The organism is uncultured Thiodictyon sp. (assembly GCA_903837595.1).
Lineage (GTDB): Bacteria > Pseudomonadota > Gammaproteobacteria > Chromatiales > Chromatiaceae > Thiodictyon.
In genome coordinates this window covers 10,538-32,010 of record CAILVI010000465.1, presented here as the reverse complement: position 1 = coordinate 32,010, position 21,473 = coordinate 10,538, and the positions used below count along the sequence as shown (strand labels likewise).

The following is a 21,473-nucleotide window of genomic DNA, read 5'->3' as shown; positions in this document are numbered from 1 at the left end:
TCGAGCAGGGCCTGCCGGAGGCGGTCAAGGCCGCGACCGAGGACCTGAACCGTGCCGAGGCGAAACAGCGTGATGTCCTGCACTGCGGCACCGCCGAGGCCGCGCCCGGTTGCGCCGTGACGGTGCGCTATTTGTATCAAGTCGCCCGCGGCCAACCCAGAGAAATCGTGTTTGCGCAGATGCTGGCCGGATTCGAGCTCGCCACTAACGACGCGCGGGTGGTCGGACTCAACCTGGTCATGCCGGAAGATGCGCTGGTGCCGATGCGCGATTTTTCACTGCACATGCGCCTGCTCGACTACCTGCACAGCATGTATCCCAAGGTGCATATCACACTGCATGCCGGCGAACTGGTTCCCGGGATGGTGCCGCCGGAAGGACTGCGCTTTCATATTCGCGAATCGATCGCGGTCGGCCACGCCGAACGGATTGGTCATGGGGTCGCGGTCATGCAGGAAGACGATGCGCTTGGCCTGCTACGGAAAATGGTGAAAGACCGGATTCTGGTGGAGGTCTGCCTGACCAGCAACAGCGGCATTCTGGGCGTGAGCGGCACCCGACACCCACTGTCGACTTACCTGAAACAGGGTGTGCCGGTGGCACTCGCGACTGACGATGAAGGGGTCTCGCGCTCCGAAATGACCGGTGAATATCTAAAGGCTGTCGCGGATCAACAAGTCGATTACCGCCAGCTAAAGACAATGGCGCGCAACAGTCTGCACTATGCCTTCGTGGAGGGCGGTGCATTGTGGCAGAACCTTGAGCGTTTAACACCGGTGTCGGCCTGTGCCGCCGATCTGCGGGGTGCAAGAGCAGCCGGCACCCAGTGCCGCGCTTACCTGGATCAAAATACCAAGGCGCGCTTGCAATGGGAGTTGGAGGATGCGTTTACGGCCTTTGAACGGCGGTTTTGAAGTAGTCAGCAATCAAAAATCGCCAATGGCCGTTTCCTCGATCAGCCGGATACTGCCATCCGCCACGCGACGGTTGCGCAAGCCGGGCAACTCCCCCGCGAACTCCGCGGGCAGCGCGAAGTTCCTGGGATCGGTGGCCGGCAGGCTGATCAGATTAATTAGGACGTCTTTATGCTGACGCGAGACATTGCCCACCCACAGTGGTGTGCCGTCGTCCAGTTGCACGCGCGTCGGCCACAGACGCAAGACCTCCCGTAGGTCATCACCCGTGGTCTTGGTCATGACCAGGGTCTCCTGGCGGCCGTCGTGGACCTGGGGGATCACCGGCAATTGCGCCAGCGGCAGCGAGGGGGACAGCAGTCGCAGCGCATTGCCCCAATCCAGCATCGCTGCGCGTTGCCAACCACGCTCGGCCAGGGCCGTACGGAGGGTGGCCGGGTCGCCCGCGTATTGAATGGTCAGGGGGTGGCGGTGACGCTGGCTCAGGTCTTCCCGGCGGTTGGGGACCTGGGCCCAGGCGGTGTCGTGCCAGGTGCCGCGTGCCACCACCGTCGTGCGCGGTGCGGGGGTCAGGCGGGCCAGTTCGCGGTCGCCGCCGGTCCACTCATGCAGGCCGAGGCCCGCCGTCAGGCCAAGCGCCGCGACCATCCCGAGCACGCCGGGGCGCAGCCCCGGCCGGCTATGCTGGTGGTAAGCGAGCCCCAGGGCGGCAACCCACGTGAGCCCCAAGGCGATGCTGCCCAGCACCCCGGTGAGCCACTCCGTGCCCAGATAGACCCGCGCCGCGGCGACGGCCGTGACCGCGGTGGTGGCCAGGGCGTAAGGCACCCACCGCAGCGGTTCCCGCAGGGCGCGGGCGCTGGCGACGGCCAGGAACCCATAGACACTGGTCGCCAGCAGGACCGGTCCGCTGGGGAAGGACCAGGGCAAGAGGAGTTGCAGCCCCAGGGGGGGGCGGGGTACCGCGAGCAGGACGCCCAGCAGCGGGGTGGCCGCCAACGGGAAGACGGCGGCCGCCAGCCAGTAATAGCCGTGACGACCCCGGCCGCACCACCACAGCCAGGCGTAGACCACGAGCACCACCGGCAGGACCACGCTGGGGGTCCCGAAGGCGGCCAGTGCGATCATCAGGTGGTCGCCAACCGGGGTGTGCAGGCTTTGGCCCAGGTCCAGGGCGGCGCGATTCAAGGCCAGTTCCTGGGGTCCGAACAGGGTGAGGCCGGCGATGGTCCCGACCACGAGGACGGCGAGCATCAACAGGACGGCGAGCCCGGTCAGGGCGCGGGCATCCGGGTGTGCCGGGTCCGCCAGGATGTGGGCAATGAGTCCCATGCCGGGGTGCAGGTCGGACCAGCGCAGCAGGCCCTGGAGCCAGGCGCTGGCGTGGGGGGCGAGCAGGCGGTAGACCCGGTGGGCCAGCCAGAAGGTGGCCGACAGGGCGGCCACCAGCAGCAGGCCGAGGATGGCCAGGCGTAGGGCCGCCTCCGCGGCCAGCTTCAGTGAGGCCCCGAGCACCATGCCGGGGATGAAATAGGTGAGGTTCTGCGCGATGGCGGAGGCGATGTTGGCCGCGTAGAAACGGCGCGCCGACATCTGCAGCATCCCGGCGACCAGTGGCACGAAGGCCCGGCTGGGCCCGACGAAGCGGCCGACGACGACGCTCCAGCTGCCGTAGCGGGCAAAGAAGGCGACCCCTTGGTCGAGTGACTCGGGGTAGCGGGAGAAGGGCCAGACACCGAGCAGTCGCTCGTTGAAGTGGCGCCCGACGGCGTAGCTCAGGCCGTCACCCAGAATCGCCCCCGCGACCGCGGCGCCGAAGGCAGGCCAGAAGTGGATGGCACCGGTGGTGATCAGCGCCCCGGTCGCCAGGAGCAGGACCACCCCCGGGACGATCAAGCCGACGATCGCCGTCGACTCGCCCATGGCAACCGCGAAGATCGCCAGATAGGCCAAGCCCGGGTGGTTGCCCACCCAGGCCAGGATCTGGTCGAACTGCGCTTCCACCGGCGCCGCGGGCCGCGACCCTAGGCGGCGATCCGGCTGAAGGCCTGGGTGGCCGCGTCCAGGGTGGCCTGGATCTGCGCGTCTTCGTGGGTGCTGGAGACGAACCCGGCCTCGAAGGCGGAGGGGGCCAGATAGACCCCCAGGTCCAGCATGGCGTGGAAGAAGGCGCGGAACTGGTCCTGGTTGCAGGCGGTGGCCTGGGCGTAGTTGGTCACGGCCGGTGCGTCGGTGAAGAACAGGCCGAACATCCCGCCGACCCGGTTCACCGTCAGCGGCACGCCAGCCGCGCGGGCGCGTTCCACCAGACCGTCGGTGAGCTGCACCGTCCGTTTGGCGAGCTGGTCATAGAAGCCGGGGGCGGAGATCAGTTCCAGGGTCTTCAATCCCGCCGCCATGGCGATGGGGTTGCCGGACAGGGTGCCGGCCTGGTAGACCGGTCCCAGGGGGGACAGGCGCTCCATCACTTCACGCCGGCCGCCGAAGGCCCCCACCGGCATGCCGCCGCCGATCACCTTGCCGAGTGCGGTCAGATCCGGGCGGATGCCGTAGTGGGCCTGGGCGCCGCCCAAGGCGACCCGGAAGCCGGTCATGACCTCGTCCAGGATCAGCAGTGCGCCGTACTGATCGCAGACCGCGCGCAGTCCCTCCAGGAAGCCGGGCACCGGCGGGATGCAGTTCATGTTGCCGGCGACCGGCTCCACGATGATGCAGGCGATCTCGTGACCGATCCGGGCAAAGGTCTCCTGGACCTCCTGCAGATCGTTGTAGGTCAGGGTGATGGTGAGTTCCGCCAGGGCCTTGGGTACCCCGGGGGAGCTGGGTTCACCGAAGGTCAGGGCACCGGAGCCGGCCTTGACCAGCAGCGAGTCGGCGTGACCGTGGTAGCAGCCCTCGAACTTGACGATCTTGTCCCGGCCGGTGAAGCCGCGCGCCAGGCGCAGCGCGCTCATGGTGGCCTCGGTACCGGAGCTGACCATGCGGACCATGTCCATGCTCGGGACCAGGGTACAGACGCGATCCGCCATGGTGGTCTCAAGTTCGGTGGGGGCGCCGAAGGAGAGCCCCTTGTCCAGCCGCTCCCGCACCGCGGCCAATACCTGCGGGTGGGCATGGCCCAGGATCATCGGGCCCCAGGAGCCGACATAGTCGATATAGCGCTTGCCGTCGGCATCGAAGGCATAGGGGCCGCTGGCGCTCTCGAAGAAGACCGGGTCGCCGCCGACCCCGCGGAAGGCCCGCACCGGTGAATTGACACCACCGGGGATGTGGCGCTGAGCGGCGGCAAAGAGGTCGTGGGATCGGCTCATCAGGGAAACTCCGTCGGGCGCGCGCCCGGTTCAAATAGTTGGCTGTAGGCCCGCGCCGCGGCGGTGATATCCGGGGCGGCAAAGACTCCGGTGATCACGGCAAGCCAGTCGGCCCCGGCCGCGATCAGCAGCCTGCCATTCTGTGGCGTGATGCCGCCGATCGCAACCAGCGGCACCGACAATTGTGCGCGCGCCCGGGTCAGCAGGCTCGGGGTGGGACGCACCGCGTGGGGTTTCACGGTGGATGGGTAGAAACTGCCGAAGGCGCAGTAGTCGGCCCCGGCCCGGGCAGCGGCCAGTGCCAGGTCCAGGCGGTCGTAGCAGGAGACGCCGATGATCGCGTCCGCCCTCAGGCGGGCGCGTGCGGTAGCCGGGTCGGCGTCGTCCCGACCCAGGTGGACGCCGGAGGCGCCGACCGCCAGGGCGAGCTCGATGTCGTCATTGATGATCAAGGGGACGTCGGCCCGACGGCACAGCGCGAGCAGCGCGGCCGCCTCGGCGTGGCGGCGTTCGGGGGTGAGCCCCTTGGCCCGGTATTGGATCAGCCGTGCGCCGCCCGCGATGGCCTCGGCCACTTTGGCGAGCAGGTCGCGGTCATCGTCGGCCGGTTCGGGGGTGATGGCATAGAGTCCACGCAGCGCCTGGTTCATGGCGCGGTTCCCGCGTCTTCGCCGGCCGGCGCGGGCAGGTCGAAGAGCCGATTGGGCGTGAGCTGACCGCACCCGGTGCGCCAGGCGCGCGCCAGGCTGGTCCAGGTATAGGTCTGGGCCGCCGCCACTGCCGCCGGCACGGGCAGACCCAGCGCCAAGCGGACGGCGATCGCGGCGGCCAGGGTACAGCCGGAGCCGTGATAGTCGCCGGGCAGGCGCGGCCAGGTCCGGCTCTCTTCGGCTCCGTCGGCCCCATAGAGTCGGTTGGTGACCGCCGGGGCCTCCTCATGGGTGCCGGTGATCAGGACCCAGCGCGCCCCGGCGGCCCGCAGGCGCCGCGCGCACTCCGGGGCGTCCGCGGTACCGCTCAACCGTTGCGCCTCCGGTAGATTGGGCGTCACCAGCGTGATGCGGCGCAGAAGTTGCGTAAGCAGTGCGTCAACCAGTGCCGCGTCCGCCAGCGGCCGGCCCGCCCCCGCGGCGAGCACCGGGTCGAGCACCACCGGGAGCCCCGGGTGCGCGTCGATGATGGCGCACAGCACGGGTACTAGCCGCGCGTCGCCGATCAGTCCGATCTTGATGGCCGCGGGTGCACTGTCCGCAATCTGCGCGCGGCACTGGGCCTCGACCTGGGCGGCGGGTTGCGGATAGACGGCGCGAACACCAAGAGTGTCCTGGTCAGTCAGGGCGGTGATGACCGTGAGCGCAAAGGCACCGGCGGCCCGCACCGCCTCGGCGTCCGCGCCGATTCCGGCGCCGCCGCTGGGGTCGTGACCGCCGATGCACAGGACGGTCGGGGGGCTGGGGTTTAGGTGCATGGTTCAAGTCTCGGTAGGTCACCGCGCGGGCGGGTGTGGCCGATGGTGGTGGTCTGGGCATCGGCGATGCCTCTTGCAGTGGGTTGGTTAGGTCACTATGTTGAGCGGCTGATTGTGCCTGCCGGACCCCGGCGGGCGCCACTCGCCGCCGGCTCCGGGTGCATCCGCCTTGGTCCCGGTGGTCCACACGGAACGCCCATGAAAACCTATATCTGTGTAATCTGCGGATGGATCTATGACGAGGCCAAGGGTTGGCCCGATGACGGCATCGCGGCCGGGACCCGCTGGGAGGATGTGGCGGCCGATTGGCGGTGCCCTGAGTGCGGCGCCGGCAAGGACGATTTTGAACTGGTGGAGTTGTGATGAGTGACTTTTTGCCCCGATTGATTGACTAATCGGCTGGGTTTCTGTTAGATTTTTGCGTAACGTTCGAGATATCGGAGACGACCGAGAATGTCTGCACCCCTGACCAATGACCATTTGACGCTGACCTCGCCTGCCGCGGCCAAGATGAGTGAACTGTTCGCCCAGGTCGACGACAGCATCCAGGGGGTACGTGTGTTCGCGACCTCTGGCGGCTGCCACGGGATCGGCTTCGGCATGACCTTCACCGACGAGATCAATGACGACGACGGCGTGCTGGCCTGTGACGGCTTCAAGGTCGTGGTCGACGACGGCACCCTTGACCACCTGCGCGGTGTCGAGATCGATTTCGTCGAAAACGAGGAAGGTCAACCTACTTTTGTGTTCAACAACCTGCCCAAGGCCGAGGGCGGTGGCTGCGGCAGCTGCGGTTCAAACTCCGGTGGCGGCGGCTGCTCCTGAGGTGAGGCGTGCGGCGCCGGTCCGGCGCCGCGTGAGACGCGAGCGCTGGTGAATGTCGAGAGCGGCCCCGGCCGCTTTTTTTGTTGTCGCGCACGCGCGTCAGCGCCCGGCGTCCCGGCTCGCACCGGGGCCGCCGGTCAGGTTTGAACAAAGGGTCTGGTCATGATCAAGGTCGGAATCGTCGGCGGCACCGGTTACACGGGCGCCGAACTGCTGCGCATCCTGCTGCGGCATCCCAGTGCCGCGGTGGCGGTGATTACCTCCCGCGGTGAGGCGGGCACGGCGGTCGCCGACCTCTTCCCCCACCTGCGCGGCGAGTCCAACCTGTGCTTCAGCGAGCCCGACCCGGCCGCGCTCGGCGCCTGTGACGTGGTGTTTTTCGCCACGCCCAATGGCACGGCCATGGCGCAGACCCCGGACCTGCTGGCGCGCGGGGCGCGCGTGATCGATCTGGCCGCGGACTTTCGGCTCAAGGACCCGGCTCTGTGGGATGCCTGGTACGGGATGCCCCACGCCTGTCCGCAACTGCTCGCCGAGGCGGTCTATGGGCTGCCGGAACTCAATCGCGCGGCGGTGCGAACCGCGCGCCTCATCGCCAATCCGGGTTGCTACCCGACCGCCGTGACCCTGGGCCTGGCCCCCTTGTTGGCCGCCGGCCTGGTGGACCCGGACTGGTTGATCGCCGACGCCAAATCGGGCACCAGCGGTGCCGGACGCAAGGCCGAGACCGGGCTCCTGATGGCCGAGGTGGGCGAGGGTTTTAAGGCCTATGCGGTCGCCGGGCACCGTCACGCCCCCGAGATCGGGCAAAACCTGGCCCAGGTGGCCGGTCGGCCGGTCGGCCTGACCTTTGTCCCCCACCTGCTGCCGATGATTCGTGGGATCGAGGCGACCCTCTATGCCCGTCTGCTCAATGGCGCCGCGGTTGGCGACCTGACTGACCTGTATGCCCAACATTACGCCGGTGAGCCCTTCGTCGATGTGATGCCGGCCGGCGCCAATCCGGATACCCGCTCCGTGCGCGGTAGCAACCTGTGCCGCATCGCCGTCACGCGCCAGGCCGGCTCCGCGGTGGTCATCGTCCAGTCGGTGATCGACAATCTGGTCAAGGGGGCGGCCGGGCAGGCGGTCCAGAACATGAATCTGCTGTTCGGGGTGGAGGAGACCGCCGGGCTGGGCGCGATCGCCCTGCTGCCCTGACGCGTTCCGGGCGGTTGAACTGCCTGCCACCCAGACGCAACTTAGACACTAATCGCAACCTGTACGAGCACGACACCCCATGAGCGCCGCCACCACTGCTGATTCGTCCCCCGATTCGCCCTTGGTCTTCACCTCGTCCGCGGCGGCCAAGGTCGCCCAACTCATTGTCGAGGAGGGCAAACCGGACCTGATGTTGCGCGTCTACATCCAGGGCGGCGGGTGCTCCGGATTCCAGTACGGGTTCACCTTCGACGAGGCGTTGCAGGACGGGGACACGCAGGTCGTGACCGACGGCGTGCGGCTGCTGATCGACCCCATGAGCATGCAGTATCTGATGGGTGCCGAGATCGATTACACCGAAAGTCTGCAAGGGTCCCAGTTCGTCATCCGCAATCCCAACGCATCCACCACCTGTGGTTGCGGCTCCTCGTTCTCGGTCTGACGCCGGTGGATACAGTCGAGTCGTCGCTCGCGCTCATCCGGCGCGGTACCCAAGAGATCCTGCTCGAAGAGGCCCTGCGTAAGAAGCTGGAGCGGGGGCAGCCGTTGCGCGTCAAGGCGGGTTTCGACCCGACCGCGCCGGACCTGCACCTGGGGCACACGGTACTGATCAACAAGCTGCGCCAGTTCCAGGAGCTGGGTCACCACGTCCTCTTCCTGATCGGTGACTTCACCGGCATGATCGGCGACCCGACGGGCAAGAGCGCCACCCGCAAGCCGCTGACCCCCGATCAGATCGCGCTCAATGCCGCGACCTACCAGGAGCAGGTGTTCCGCATCCTCGACCCGGCGCGCACCGAGGTCGTGTTCAATTCGCACTGGATCGAGCCCTTGGGCGCGGCCGGTCTGATCCAGCTCGCCGCCCGCCATACGGTGGCGCGGATGCTCGAGCGCGACGACTTCGGCAAGCGGTATCGGGGTGGTCAACCGATTGCGGTGCATGAGTTTTTATATCCGCTGATCCAGGGCTACGACTCGGTAGCGCTGCGCGCCGACGTGGAGCTCGGCGGCACCGACCAAAAGTTCAACCTCCTGGTGGGGCGGCAGTTACAGGAATCCTACGGGCAAGAGCCCCAGGTGGTCATCACCCTGCCGCTGCTGGAAGGGTTGGACGGCGTCCAGAAGATGTCGAAGTCACTCGGCAACTATGTCGGGATCACCGATGCGCCCGCGGAGATGTTTGGCAAGCTAATGAAGGTCTCGGACGAGCTGATGTGGCGCTACCTGGAACTGCTCAGCGCCCATACCATGGCGGAGATCGACGCTTGGCGAGCGGATGTCTTGGCCGGCGTGAACCCGATGGATATCAAGTTCCAATTGGCCTCGGAGATGGTTGCGCGCTTTCACTCAGCCGAGGCGGCGGTCGCGGCCAAGGAAGGATTTGTCGCGCGCTCCCACGGGGCGGTACCGGACGACGTACCGGAACTGTCGGTCACGGCGGACGCCTGCGGCACTCTTGGCATTGCCAGGCTCCTCAAGGATGCGGGTCTGGTCAAGACCACCTCTGAGGCCATGCGTCTGATCGAGCAGGGTGGGGTCAAGATCGATGGTGCGAGCCTTGATGACCCGCGGTTCATGTGTCAGGTCGGCACGGCGCACCTGTACCAGGTCGGCAAGCGGCGCTTTGCGCGGGTGACCCTGAGTGGTGTCGACTCCCTTCAGGTTGGGGCGCCAACGGTCGGCATCGGTGCATTGTCGCGGGAGGATGATTGACGGGGTTGACAGCCGTTCTCACTGGCAGGTATGGGGGGGCATACACGTCACGGTCCGGGTAAGGGGCTAGGCGCAATTGGATTCTTTTCCGCCGCGAGGCTTAATTGAACCTGCCCCTTATTCCTACAGTCCGGGGCTATTGGCGAGAAACAAGCAATGAATAACCATGCAGTCGCGCTGTCGGCATTCGTCATGGTGGCGGCGTCGCTCTCTTTCCCGAGGCCCGCCAGCGCCGAAGTTTAGCCGGCAGAAATAATGGATCGCGTTTATGGTCGATACGATCGGCAGCGCAATTGCTGGCTGACGATGGATGCAGAGCAGACGCAGCGCTACTGTATGAAGATTGACCACTCTGAGAGGGTTTCGGCCGACACCGGTCAGCGGCTCTATGTGTTGGCGGCAGGCCAGGCGGTCGATGAGGAGGGCAAGCCAGATGTAACACATGTCTTGTCAGGATTGGTTGGGGCCTTTGTCGTTGAAGGCCCTGACGGTAAGGCGGAAATCGTTGCCGGCAGCGCAAGAATCGATAAAGGCGCCAGCGGCGCCGCGCCGAATGACTGGAAATTCGTCAAACTCGGGCCGTCAGACTATTGGGGTTGGCAAAACAGAGTTTCGGACTGCCATCAAGGATACTGCGGAAGTCGTTACTCCATTCTGGCGCCCTATGGCAGGGGTATCCGTGAGCTCGCCGGGTTTGTGGCATCCTACGATGAGGCCGGCACTTGCTCTGAGGAGCCATGCGCGGCCAAGAGTACGTCGCTGGAGTCACAGCTTGACATCGATTCGACCAAGATCGACCAAAAGGTCTTTCCGCTACTCGTGACTGTCACAGGGGAAAATAAAGGGACAAAGATGCGCTCGAAAACCTGGACACTTCTTTTCAATCCGACGAAATGGTCATACCCTGAACCTAACCAGTGGCCACTTAAAGGGCGTGATTTTTGAGGTGGACCTTTCTCCAGGCCGTGGCAGGGGTCACCATAGGAGCTCAAGCGCGTGCGTTATCTGTTGATATTTATTGCCCTCACTGCATTGAGTCAGACGGCGTTCGCGGCTGACTATCGCACCTACCACAATGCACGCTTCGGTTATGCGATCGACTATCCCGCGGGGATTCTGTACCCGCAAGGCGAAGCGGATAACGGCGACGGACAGCGATTTTTGACCAAGGATGCGGATGCAAGTCTGTCAGTCTATGGCTCAAACAATGCGCTAGATCAGTCCTTGGAAGAGGCGTATCTCGAAGCCGCCCGCGGCGGACTGGCGGACGATCCGAAAAGAGTCGTCACTTATAAGGTCATAAAGCCCGGCTGGTTTGTGGTTTCTGGTGTTAACGGCGGGACTGTTTTCTATCAGAAAACGCTCTCGGCCGGCGATCAGTTTCTTACCTTTATCCTGGAATATCCAGAAGGGAAAAAAAGTCTTTTTGATCCAATCGTCAAGCGCGTTGCGACTTCCTTCAAGCCGCGCTAATCCTGGCGCGGCGATGACCGGTTTTGGGGCTTTGGTCATAATCCCGGCCGCCGCGCTGACGGCGAGGTCGTTGGGGTAAGGGGCCTGCCTCAATTAGATTCTCTTCTGCCGCGAGACTTAATTGAACCTAGCCCCATATTCCGCTTACTTCGCGGGCTCAGTAAAAGCTAATACAGGAAAGGTAGAGGTCGACTGCCATCTCCCTGCCGATGGCGACCAGCCCAAGTCGGCGCAAGACGGACAGGTCCAGCGGGCGGTCGATCCGGTAGGGTTGAAACCCGGCGAAGGGTAGCCGCACCGTCGCCCATTGACGCCCTGCCGGGAACGAGGCGCGATAGGACTGCCAGACGATGCGGGTGTCCACCGTGCGCAGGTGCAGGTTATAGGTCTCGTCATTACCCCGGACGACTAATTCGATCCCGCTCCAGCCCCGGGCATCCAACAGACCGGCGGGGCGCAGATCCAGACCTGCCTGCAGGAAGCCGCCGTTGTTCGCCAGGCTCACCTGACCGGTCAGGTGCAGGCAGGGGTGCCCATCGACTACCTCGGCGGCCAATCCGCCCCGTGAGACGCCGCCCATGACGGTGTCCGCGATAAACTCCCAGCGGGTGCCCAGGTTGCTATTCAGGTCGCCACTGGTGCGGTCGTCGACGATGAGGGAGGGAACGGTAGTCACGGGTGGCTTTGAATGCCTGCTGATTTGCGCTCTGGACTGTCGCGCTCCGTCGCCCATTTGGCTTCAGGAAAAGGTCTTGAAGCCTGCCTCTTGCGCGTCGCGGTTGCGCTTTTCGACGACCATGATACGAGCGTAAACTGAAATTTTATGCCTTATGTGCAATTTTGCAAGTCGATCTTTGTACTCACGCATCGTCATGCGCGGCTGGCGTCGGACCGTTCCCCGCAATCCGCCAAAATGGTTATACTCTGAACCTAAGGAAAGGGCGCTTCAACGGCGTGACTTTTGCGGCGGACCTTTCCCCAGCCCGTGGCCGGAGTCACAAGCGGAGCTTAAGAGCGTGCGTTACCTGTTGATATTTCTTACCCTTAGGCAGAAAAGTCTGTTTGATCCAATCGTCAAGCGTGTTTCGCTGTCCTTCAAGCCATGAGCTCAGTGCCGCAAGTCCTGATCGTCGACGACGATCCCATGACCGGAATGATCTTTTGCGAGATACTGGCAGGCATGGGGAGCATACACGTCACGACCAGCGGGGCAAGTGCCCTTCAGTTCGTGGCGGGACATCAAATCGACTTGGTTCTGCTCGACATCATGATGCCGGAGATGGACGGCTTCGCCACCTGCCGCGCCTTACTGCGCGACTACCCGGACATCCCGGTCGTCTTCGTCACCGCCGCGAACGATCCCGACAGCGAAATCCAGGCCCTCGGGGTCGGTGGCCACGACGTTATCAACAAGCCCGTCAACCCCCCCGTGGTCCGCGCCCGCGTCGCCCTGCATCTGAAGTTCGCGGCAGAACGCGGCGCGCTCAAGCGGGCCGAACAGTCAATCCTCGCACTGAATGCCGGGCTGGAACAGCAAGTAGCGCAGCGCACTGCCGCCCTAGCGGCCGAGATTGCCGAACGTAAGTACATGGAGACCGCGCTCAGGGACAACCATGAATTGCTCTCCTTGTTTGTACAGCACTCCCCGATTTATGCCTACATCAAGGAAGTCACTGCGCAGGAAAGTCGCGTACTGATCGCCAGTGAGAATTTTCAAGGGATGGTTGGTGTCCCTGGATCGAAAATGGTCGGCAAGGCGATGGGAGAGCTGTTTCCCGACGAAGTGGCGGCGAAAATCAGTGCCGACGATTGGGCCGTCGCATCGAGCGGTCAACCACTCAGGTTGGATGAGGATTTTAATGGTCGTCACTACACCACCCTGAAGTTTCCGATCATCCAGGGCGAGCGCAAGCTGTTGGCGGGTTACACCATCGATGTCACGGAGCGTAATCAGGCGGAAGCGGTGCAGCGCGCTTATCTGGCGGAACGGGCGCGTGCCGAGGAACGCGAAAGCCTGCTCCATGACATGCATGACGGCTTTGCCTCCCAACTCGCGACGGCTTACCTGCGCAACGAGCACAGTCCGCTCACCAGACGTGAAACGAGCACCTTGCTGCGCGAATGCCTCGATGACTTTTATCTAGTCGTCGATACGCTGGGTGAGGATGAAAAAAGTCTGAATGAAGCCATCGCCGATTATCGCTATCGCTGCGATAATCGTTTATCCAGCCTGGCGGTGCAGGTCGATTGGGAGATTGAGCTCTCAGGCTGTCCACCCATCGGGCAACGGATCACGCTTAACATCCTGCGTATCCTGCAGGAGGCACTGAACAACGCGATCAATCATGCCCAGGCGCAACATATCCGCATCGCGGTCCTGTTTCATCCTGACGGCCGGTTGCGGATCACCGTCGCCGATGACGGCGTGGGCATCGCCGCGATACCGAAGCCGGGACGCGGTCTGCCCAATATGCAAAAACGCGCGCGCAACATCGGCATGAGGTTGGCGTTCACCCGGTTGGAACCCGGTACCATCGTGTCCCTGAGCCAGGCACCCAACCAGGTCACCAGCGCCTGTTGTGCGCAAGAATCCGTATTGTAAGACGGCGCTGCATTTTTTGCCGGTCCAGCGGTTAAACTGCCAGGTCTCTGAGTGTACCCGCCCAGACCAACCTCGGACCCGCACGACACCAAGGCACGCACATGACCAAACTCAAACTCGGTATCCCCAAGGGCAGCCTGGAAGAGGCGACCCTCGGGCTCTTCAAGCAGGCCGGCTGGACCATCGCCCCGCGCTCGCGCAACTACTACCCGGAGGTGGACGACCCGGAACTGGCCTGCGCCCTGGTGCGCGCCCAGGAGATGGCGCCCTATGTGGCCAACGGCACCCTGGACCTGGGCCTGACCGGGCTCGACTGGATCCTGGAGACCCAGGCGCAGGTGACCGAGGTCTGCACGCTCACCTATTCCAAGGCGTCCAACCAGCGCAGCCGTTGGGTGCTGCTGGTACGCGAGGAGTCGCCGGTGCGCTCGGCGGCGGATCTGGATGGCTGCAAGGTGGCAACCGAGCTGGTGGGCTTCACCCGCCGCTATTTCGCCGAACGCGGCGTGAACGCGGCCGTGGAGTTCAGTTGGGGGGCGACCGAGGCCAAGGTGGTGGAGGGCCTGGTGGATGCCGCGGTGGAGATCACCGAGACCGGCAGCACCATCCGCGCCCATGGACTGCGGATCGTGGAGGATATGCTCTACACCGAAACCCGCCTGATCGCCAACCCGGCGGCCATGGAGGACCCCGCCAAGCGGGCCAAGATCGACCAGATCGCACTGATGCTCCAGGCGGCGCTCGCGGCGCGTCACAAGGTGGCGCTCAAGCTCAACTGCCGGGCCACCCAGATTGACGAAATCGTGGCCCTGCTGCCGAGCCTGCACGCCCCCACCGTGAGCCACCTCTATGACCGCGAGTGGTTGGCGGTGGAGACCGTCGTCGATGCCGCTACGGTGCGGGTGCTGATCCCGCGCCTGCGGGCGGCGGGTGCCGAAGGCATCCTGGAGTACGAGCTGCGTAAGATGATCTAGCCATGATCGCCGCAGTCGCGGCGACCATACCGTCAATCTCTTGGTAAGGTCGGGGGGCGGACGGGGGCTATTGCGCTTCATCCTGTTCATCCGACGGTGCTTCCCGTTGGCGACCGCGACCACGCCGTAACTGCCCGGGCGGAAATCCGAACTTTTTCCGAAAGGCGGTGTTGAAGTGATTGACGTGGTTGTAGCCCAGGCGGCTGGCGAGTTGCTTCAGTGGCAGGTCGGTATTGCGGACTGCCGCATAGGCCGCGGTGAGCCGGCGGTCGGTCACGAAGGCATGGATCGGCAGGCCGTATTCGCGGGCGAAGGCGTCATTGAGGCGACGGGCCGAGAGTCCGACGCGCGCCGCCAGCGCCTCCAGGGTAGGTAGCTTGCCCTCCAATTGTGTCAGGTAAGCGTGCAGCTCATGCAGCTGCTTGCGAGACCGCTGCACGGGCGAGGGTTCCGGTGGGGGGGAGGGGAACCGGCCGGCCTGGTCGTTGGCGGTGGTATCGCCGATCGCGCGATCGGGCTCAACCCGCGAGGTGGTCGGCGCCTGGGCCCGCAGGCGCCGCGCCAGGGCGCCGATGGCCGCCTCCAGTTCCCCGATCGAGGTCGGTTTGGTGAGGTAGAGGTCGGCGCCACTGTCGTAGCCCTCGATCTTGCTGCGGACCTGCTCGCGCACCGTGACCATGATGATGCCCATCGCGGGCCAGGCGACGCGCATCCGGCGGGCGAGGCTGATGCCGTCCTCGCCTGGCAGGTTGAGGTCAAGCACCAGCAGGTCGGCGGGGGCGGCCCTGAGTTCGGCGTCCAGCGCCTCGGCGCAGGTTAGACCCCGGGCGGCATGCCCCAGGCCGCGCAGCGCCTCCACGGTCGCCTCGCGCAGGTCGTCGTGGTCCTCGACCACGATGATGTTTAGACCGGAATCCATAACTCGAACCTGACCTCATCATGTGCCGGGCGATAGTGCAGCCAGCCCCCCAATGCCTGGGCAAAGCCCTGGGCGATGTGTAGACCCAGGCCGGAACCCGTCTTGCCATGGGCGCCGGGGGCACGATAGTACTTCTTGAAGACCCGCTGTGGATCGGGCATTCCGCACGCGCCTGAGGTATTGGCGACCAGGATGCGGATGCCTGGCCGTCGGCGCCAAGACGCGGGCGCCGCCGCCACCGTCACTGCCTCTTCCGGGCTGCCATACTTCAAGGCGTTGTCGCACAGATTGCGCAGGATCACCGCGAGCAGTTCGCTATCCGTCGTGCAGGTGGGTAGCGGGGCGGCGTGGATCCGCAGTCTTGGCGACGCTCCCAGGTCTTCCTTGACCTGCGCGAGCAGGCCCGCGACCTGGCACGGTGCCGGGATCGGTTTGATCGGGCCTTGGCGGAGGCGGTCGGATTGAAGACAGCGCTCGATGATCGCGTTCATGTCACTGACCGCCCGCGCCACCCGGTCCTGGGTGGCGGCGGGCAAGCCGGCGCAACCCAGCGCCAGGCCAATAACCGAGAGCGGGGTCTTCAATTCATGATTCAGCATGGACATGAAGCGCTCCTGTTCGTCGCGGCGCTTGGCCTCCCGGGTCAGTAGCAGCGCCAGCAGGAAGGTGAAGCCGACAATCACCGCGAAGGCCACCGGGAACCAGAGCATGCGCCGATGCACGCCCTGCATCCAATCGGCCGTGGACAGGCCGGTCACCATGACCAGCGGCAGACCGGGGACCTGCTTGAAGACCTGGACGCGGCGCACCTGATCGATCGGGTTGGTGTCCTCGAACTGGCCGGAGCTTGCCTGTTTCAGCGCGTCCCAAAGCGGCGACTCGATCGGCTGCGACCATTGCTCCGCGGATGGCGCTGGTATCCGTGCCCGCAACTTCCGGTCGGCGAGCCCCAGCAAGGCGGCGAAGTTGCGCGTCCCCGCGGTCAGGTTGCGGTTATCATCGGTAAAGGCATCCGGGTTCACGGCCGCCAGGACCAGTCCGCCGAAGCCGTCGTCCGGTGCCGCGATGCGGCGGCTAAGGTAGAAATGACGCTGTCCCGGCATGCGCCCGCCCTCCACCGCCGAGATGAACAACCGATCTTCGCGCCCGGCACGATGAACGGCGTAATCGTCGCGATCCGCCACGCTCAAACCCAGGGCCGCCGGGGAGGCGGCAATGGCGACCCGGCCATCGGCGGTGACGAGCCGGATCTCGTCGATGAGGGAGCGGTCGAAACCAAGCGACTGGATAAAGGTCCCGGTGTCGGCCAGTGAGCGGGTCTGCAGATAATAGCCCCGCGCCGCATGCAGGAGCGTATCCACCTGATTGGCGGCCTGCCGACAGTGCTCGACCGCGGCATCGTTGGCATTGCGGGCGGCCTTGAGTAACTGGACCTCCTCGGCGCGATGAACATTCAGATAGGCGACACCGAAGAAGGCGATTACGCCCATGAGCGGAACGATGAAGGCCCCCCACAGGCGCGGCAACCGGTGGCGCAAGCAGTCGACTACGCGCCAGACCGGCCCGCTCGGCGGCGGCGCGGGCGAATTTGGCCGCTGCCGGCCGGCTTCCATCGACAACACGGCACTCCGATTGGATGGCGTATAATCAGGTTCATTGATTGACAACCGACCGCGGATCAGTCCGGCCCGATCAGGAGATGCCGATGACGACCACGACCCTGCGCACCGCTTTGCTCTGGTTGGCGATGGCGGCGCTAGCCGCCGGCTGCGATAAGCCGAAAGGCGCGCTGTTCGGCGCCGATCAGGGACCGCCCCGCGTGGTGACGGCCGCAGTCCAGCAAGCCGTGCTGCCATTTGAGCGTCGCTTCCCCGGCGAGACCCTGAGTCAGAAAGACATCACGCTGGTGGCGCCGGTGGCCGGCTTCCTGGACGCGCAACCGGCCGCCGACGGGGCCTTGGTGAGCGCCAATGCCCCGTTGTATCGCATTCGCCGGGCCCGCTACCAGGCCGAGGTGACCCATGCCGAGGGGGCACTGGCGGCCGCCCAGGCCCAACTCGCCAATGCGCAGGTGAGCCTGGGTCGCCAGGAGTCCCTGTGGAAGAACCGCAATACCAGCGAGGCCGACCTGCTCAACGCCCGCGCCCAGCAGGACCAGGCCAAGGCCGGAATTACGCAGGCCCAGGCCGATCTGGAGCGCGCCCGGATCAACTTGGCGGACACCGAGATCAGTGCTCCGTTCGCGGGCCAGCTCGGGGTGTCCAAGGTCAGCGTCGGCACTTGGCTAGCCGCCGGCCAGGCGGTCGGGACCCTCGTGCAGTTGGACCCGATCAGGGTCCGCTTCGAGGTCCCTGAGCGGCTCTATCTCGCCCATTTCGCGGACCGGGGTAGCATCGACCGCGTCGCCGTCCGGTTGCGGCTCGCCGATGGCACCCTGTTCGCTCAGACCGGGCGCATCGACTTTTTCGACAATCGCGTCGCCGCCGCCACCGGCACCATCGCGGCTTTTGCGATCCTGCCGAACCCCGACCAACGGCTGCGCCCCGGTATGTACGTGCGCGTCCTGCTGGAGCGGGACATCGGCATCCCGTCCCTGTTGATTCCGCAGGCGGCGCTGCTGAACGATCAGCTCGGTCAATATGTGTATATCATTTTGGCCGACGGCAAGGTGCAGCGCCGCAACGTGACGGTCGGCGATCCGGTGGACGAACGGATCGTGGTTCTGGAGGGGCTCACGGCCGGCGAGCAGGTGGTCGCGGCGGGTCTGCAGCGGTTGCGCCCGGGGCTGGCGGTACAGGTCATCGACGCCGCGGCGCCGGGGGCGACGCCCCCCGGGCACAAGGAGTAGGCGCCATGTACATCGGTCATTTCTTCATCGACCGCCCGCGTTTCGCGATCGTCATCGCCCTCATTACCCTGTTGTGCGGGCTGATTGCGATGCGCTTCCTGCCGGTCTCGGAATATCCGGATGTCACCCCGCCGACGGTGGTGGTGACGACACGCTGGCCCGGTGCCGATGCGAAGACCGTGCTGGAGAGTGTCGTTGCCCCGTTGGAGGACTCCATCAACGGCGCCGAGGGCATGCTCTACATGAACTCGTCGAGCTTCAATGATGGTAGCGCCAACATCACCGTCACCTTCCGCATTGGCGCCGATGCACGACTGGCCGCCGTGGACGTGCAGAACCGCGTTTACGGCGCCATGGCGCGGCTGCCGGCCGAGGTCCAGCGCCGCGGGGTCGCGGTGGACCGCAAGTCCAGCGACATCCTGTGCGTCATCTCACTGTACTCGCCGACGCAGGCCTATGACCCGGTGTTCATCGACAACTATGCCGACCTCCATCTCGTGGATACCCTGCGGCGCATCCCCGGTGTGGGTGCCCTGCAGCTGTTCGGCGACCGGACCTATGCCATGCGGGTGTGGTTGGATGCCGAGCGGCTGGCGGCCGTGGCCCTGACGCCGGCCGATGTGGCCGCGGCCATCGAGGCCGAGAACCGGCAGGTGGCGGCCGGCCGCATCGGCTCCGAGCCGGCGCCCCCGGGCCAGCAGTTGACCTACACCGTGCAGCTGCGCGGACGCCTGGCGGACCCGGCCGAATTCGGCGACATCCTGGTCAAGACCCTGCCGACCGGCGCCGCCGTGCGGGTCAAGGACGTGGCCCGCGTGGAGCTGGGTGCGCACAACTACGATTCCACCGGCCTCTTGGACGGCAAGTATCCAGCGGCGCTGATGATTGTCAATCAGCGCCCGGGGGCCAATGCCCTGGCCGTGGTGGATGCGATCAAGGCCAAGCTCAAAGAATTGCGCCGGGACTTCCCGCCGGGGCTCGAGGCGTCCATGTATTACGACACCACGGTCTATGTGCGGGCGTCCATCGCGGAGGTGGCGCAGACCCTAATCATCGCCGTGGTGCTGGTCATCAGCGTGGTCTTTCTCTTCCTGCAAAACGCGCGCTCCACCCTGGTGCCGACCCTGACCATCCCCATCGCGTTGATCGGGACCTTCGCCTTCCTGCTGGTCATGGGTTATTCGATCAACGTCATCACCCTGTTGGCGCTGATACTGGCCATCGGCATCGTGGTGGACGACGGCATTCTGGAGATCGAGAACGACAACCGGCTCATGGCGGAGGAGGGGCTGGCGCCCCGCGAGGCCGCTTGGAAGACCGTGACCCAGACCACCGGGCCGGTGATCGCAACCACCTTAGTGCTGCTGGCGGTGTTCGTGCCCATCGCCTTCTTTCCGGGCCTGTCCGGGGAGCTCTACCGCCAGTTCGCGCTGACTATTGCCGCGGCGGTGTCACTGTCCGCCGTCAATGCACTGACCCTGAGCCCGGCCCTATGCTCCCATGTACTGCGCCCGCCGCGCGCACCGAACTGGGCGCCGTTTCGCTGGTTCAATGCCGGCTTTGAACGGCTCGGCAGCCGCTACGGCGGGGCCGTCGGTCGGCTGGGGCGCCGGGTGCCGGTCATGCTGCTCCTGTTCGCCATGGTGCTGGGCGCCACGGTGGTGTTGTACCAACGCTTACCCACCGGCTTCATTCCGCCGGAGGATACGGGTAAGTTCATGATCAATGTGCAGCTGCCCCCCGGCGCATCGCTTGCGCGCACCACCGCGGCCGTGGCCCGGGTCGGCAGCATCCTGAGGGAGACCCAGGGGATCGATCACTTCATGACCATGGCCGGCTACAACGGCCTGACCCAATCCTATTCGTCCGCCAGCGCCTTCATGATCGTCATCCTGTCCCCATGGGAGGAGCGCACCAGCCGCGACACCATGCTCTTTAGCATCCTCCAGAGCTTGAGTAAGCGCTTTGCCGCGGAGATTCCCGAGGCCGGGGTGATGCCGTTCATGCCACCCGCCATTCCCGGCATGGGGATGTCCGGCGGCTTCGAGCTGGTCATCCGCAATCGCACCGGTGATCCGCCGGCGGTCTTTGGGCGGGTCCTGGAGGATTTCATCACCGCCGCGGCGGCGCGGCCGGAGGTCGCGCACCTGTTCACCACCTTCCAGACCGGTGTGCCGCAGCTCTTCATTGAGGTGGAGCGCCATCGGGCCGAGCAGATGGGTGTATCGGTTGCGCAGGTCTTTACGCTATTGCAGGATGCACTGGGCTCACGTTACGTCAATGACTTCAATAAATTCGGCAAGGTGTATCAGGTCATCGTGCAGGGTGATGAGGCATCCCGGGGGCAGATCGACGACATCGGCCGCCTACAGGTGCGCAGCCGCAACGGCGACATGGTGCCGCTGTCCACGCTGATTGAGGTCGAGCGGCGCACGGGCCCCAACGAGCTCAGCCGTTACGACATGGTCGCGGCCGTGACCCTGCACGGCATGTCCGGGCTCGCCTATGCGTCGGGGCAGACCATGGCGGCGCTCGAGTCCGTTGCCGCCGCGGTGCTGCCGCCTGGGTATGACTTCGCCTGGGCCGGCATGTCCTATCAGGAGCGGGCCGCGGGCAATACCGCGCGCTACATCTTCGCGGTGTCCCTGGTGTTCGTCTATCTGTTCCTGGTGGCCCAATACGAGCGCTGGACCCTCGCGTTCGCCGTCGTGATGGCCGTCCCGGTGGCCGTGCTCGGGGCCTTGATCGCATTGTTTCTGGTATACCAACTGGTGCCGGTGATCAACAACAACATCTATGCCCAGATCGGCATCGTGCTGTTGTTCGGCCTGGCCACCAAGATCGCGATCCTGATCGTCGAATTCGCCAAACACAGTCGTGACGAGGGTATGGGCATCGTCGAGGCGGCGGTCCATGCGGGCCGACTGCGCTTGCGCCCGGTGCTGATGCAGGCGGCGGCCTTTCTGCTCGGGACCCTGCCGCTCATGATTGCCGGCGGCCCCGGCGGGATGGCGCGACGCTCCATCGGGCTGACCATCTTCGGTGGCATCCTGTTGTCGGTGGTGATCGGTCTGCTGCTGATGCCGGCCGCTTTTGTGCTGATGCAGCGGCTGGCCGAGCGCTTCGGCGCCGCTCGGCGGCGCGGCATCGGCGCCCCGGACGGGGGGCCGTCCCCATGACCCGCAAGAAACTGCCCATCGGCATCCAGACCTTCCGCGAGATCCGC

19 protein-coding genes are annotated in these 21,473 nt (G+C 65.3%); 12 read left to right on the top strand and 7 right to left on the bottom strand.

Annotation, left to right across the window (positions count from 1 at the left end; genetic code table 11):
- A partial coding sequence (locus tag QZY44_RS27870) for a hypothetical protein (protein WP_295455774.1) occupies positions 1-914 on the top strand: 914 nt, incomplete at its 5' end.
- A 12-nt stretch (positions 915-926) separates the two neighbouring features.
- Here the strand turns inward: QZY44_RS27870 and QZY44_RS27865 are convergent.
- The 4 genes from QZY44_RS27865 to QZY44_RS27850 are packed head-to-tail and all read right to left on the bottom strand — an operon-like array spanning position 927 to position 5,693.
- On the bottom strand, positions 927-2,918 hold the full coding sequence (locus tag QZY44_RS27865; RefSeq protein WP_295455773.1) for a VTT domain-containing protein: 1,992 nt from the start codon (positions 2,916-2,918) through the stop codon (positions 927-929).
- 20 nt (positions 2,919-2,938) lie between these two features.
- Entirely contained in the window at positions 2,939-4,225 is a 1,287-nt protein-coding gene (gene hemL, locus QZY44_RS27860) for a glutamate-1-semialdehyde 2,1-aminomutase (protein WP_295455771.1), read from the bottom strand.
- On the bottom strand, positions 4,225-4,875 hold the full coding sequence (thiE, locus tag QZY44_RS27855; RefSeq protein ID WP_295455768.1) for a thiamine phosphate synthase: 651 nt from the start codon (positions 4,873-4,875) through the stop codon (positions 4,225-4,227). The genes hemL and thiE overlap by 1 nt, the downstream gene beginning before the upstream one ends.
- Positions 4,872-5,693: a hydroxymethylpyrimidine/phosphomethylpyrimidine kinase gene (locus QZY44_RS27850; RefSeq protein ID WP_295455766.1), complete on the bottom strand. Its 822-nt coding sequence runs from the start codon at positions 5,691-5,693 to the stop codon at positions 4,872-4,874. The genes thiE and QZY44_RS27850 overlap by 4 nt, the downstream gene beginning before the upstream one ends.
- A 198-nt stretch (positions 5,694-5,891) precedes the next feature.
- Here QZY44_RS27850 and QZY44_RS27845 point away from each other — a divergent pair, with 198 nt between their 5' ends.
- The 7 genes from QZY44_RS27845 to QZY44_RS27815 all read left to right on the top strand — a co-directional run bounded on the left by QZY44_RS27845 (position 5,892) and on the right by QZY44_RS27815 (position 10,904).
- The gene (locus tag QZY44_RS27845) at positions 5,892-6,056 is read left to right on the top strand and encodes a rubredoxin (RefSeq protein WP_295455764.1); all 165 of its coding nucleotides are present in this window, start codon (positions 5,892-5,894) and stop codon (positions 6,054-6,056) included.
- Positions 6,057-6,146: 90 nt separating this feature from the next.
- Positions 6,147-6,518 (top strand): iron-sulfur cluster assembly accessory protein, encoded by a 372-nt coding sequence (locus QZY44_RS27840; RefSeq protein ID WP_295455762.1) that lies wholly within the window; start codon positions 6,147-6,149, stop codon positions 6,516-6,518.
- 162 nt (positions 6,519-6,680) lie between these two features.
- Positions 6,681-7,718, top strand: a complete 1,038-nt coding sequence (argC, locus tag QZY44_RS27835; protein ID WP_295455760.1) for an N-acetyl-gamma-glutamyl-phosphate reductase — start codon at positions 6,681-6,683, stop codon at positions 7,716-7,718.
- Positions 7,719-7,797: 79 nt separating this feature from the next.
- Positions 7,798-8,160 (top strand): iron-sulfur cluster insertion protein ErpA, encoded by a 363-nt coding sequence (gene erpA / locus QZY44_RS27830; protein ID WP_295455758.1) that lies wholly within the window; start codon positions 7,798-7,800, stop codon positions 8,158-8,160.
- 5 nt (positions 8,161-8,165) lie between these two features.
- Positions 8,166-9,431, top strand: coding sequence for a tyrosine--tRNA ligase (tyrS, locus tag QZY44_RS27825; RefSeq protein WP_295455756.1), 1,266 nt, complete (start codon positions 8,166-8,168; stop codon positions 9,429-9,431).
- Between the two features lie 255 nt (positions 9,432-9,686).
- Positions 9,687-10,376, top strand: coding sequence for a hypothetical protein (locus QZY44_RS27820; protein ID WP_295455754.1), 690 nt, complete (start codon positions 9,687-9,689; stop codon positions 10,374-10,376).
- Between the two features lie 51 nt (positions 10,377-10,427).
- Positions 10,428-10,904 carry a hypothetical protein gene (locus tag QZY44_RS27815; RefSeq protein ID WP_295455752.1) on the top strand — a complete coding sequence of 159 codons (477 nt, stop codon included), beginning with the start codon at positions 10,428-10,430 and terminating at the stop codon, positions 10,902-10,904.
- Positions 10,905-11,061: 157 nt separating this feature from the next.
- Here QZY44_RS27815 and QZY44_RS27810 read toward each other — a convergent pair whose 3' ends face one another.
- The gene (locus tag QZY44_RS27810; RefSeq protein WP_295455750.1) at positions 11,062-11,580 is read right to left on the bottom strand and encodes a CIA30 family protein; all 519 of its coding nucleotides are present in this window, start codon (positions 11,578-11,580) and stop codon (positions 11,062-11,064) included.
- Positions 11,581-12,015: 435 nt separating this feature from the next.
- Between QZY44_RS27810 and QZY44_RS27805 the strand changes: the two genes are divergently transcribed.
- Positions 12,016-13,506: a response regulator gene (locus QZY44_RS27805; protein WP_295455748.1), complete on the top strand. Its 1,491-nt coding sequence runs from the start codon at positions 12,016-12,018 to the stop codon at positions 13,504-13,506.
- A gap of 101 nt (positions 13,507-13,607) precedes the next feature.
- Positions 13,608-14,480, top strand: a complete 873-nt coding sequence (gene hisG, locus QZY44_RS27800) for an ATP phosphoribosyltransferase (RefSeq protein WP_295455745.1) — start codon at positions 13,608-13,610, stop codon at positions 14,478-14,480.
- Positions 14,481-14,547: 67 nt separating this feature from the next.
- On the opposite strand, the gene QZY44_RS27795 is transcribed toward hisG, so the two are convergent.
- Entirely contained in the window at positions 14,548-15,399 is an 852-nt protein-coding gene (locus QZY44_RS27795; protein ID WP_295455743.1) for a helix-turn-helix domain-containing protein, read from the bottom strand.
- Positions 15,384-17,012, bottom strand: coding sequence for an ATP-binding protein (locus tag QZY44_RS27790; RefSeq protein ID WP_295455776.1), 1,629 nt, complete (start codon positions 17,010-17,012; stop codon positions 15,384-15,386). Before QZY44_RS27790 ends, QZY44_RS27795 begins: the two co-directional genes overlap by 16 nt.
- A gap of 92 nt (positions 17,013-17,104) precedes the next feature.
- On the opposite strand from QZY44_RS27790, the gene QZY44_RS27785 reads away from it, so the two are divergent.
- Entirely contained in the window at positions 17,105-18,247 is a 1,143-nt protein-coding gene (locus QZY44_RS27785; RefSeq protein WP_295455741.1) for an efflux RND transporter periplasmic adaptor subunit, read from the top strand.
- 5 nt (positions 18,248-18,252) lie between these two features.
- On the top strand, positions 18,253-21,426 hold the full coding sequence (locus tag QZY44_RS27780) for an efflux RND transporter permease subunit (RefSeq protein WP_295455739.1): 3,174 nt from the start codon (positions 18,253-18,255) through the stop codon (positions 21,424-21,426).
- Positions 21,427-21,473 lie beyond the last annotated feature (47 nt).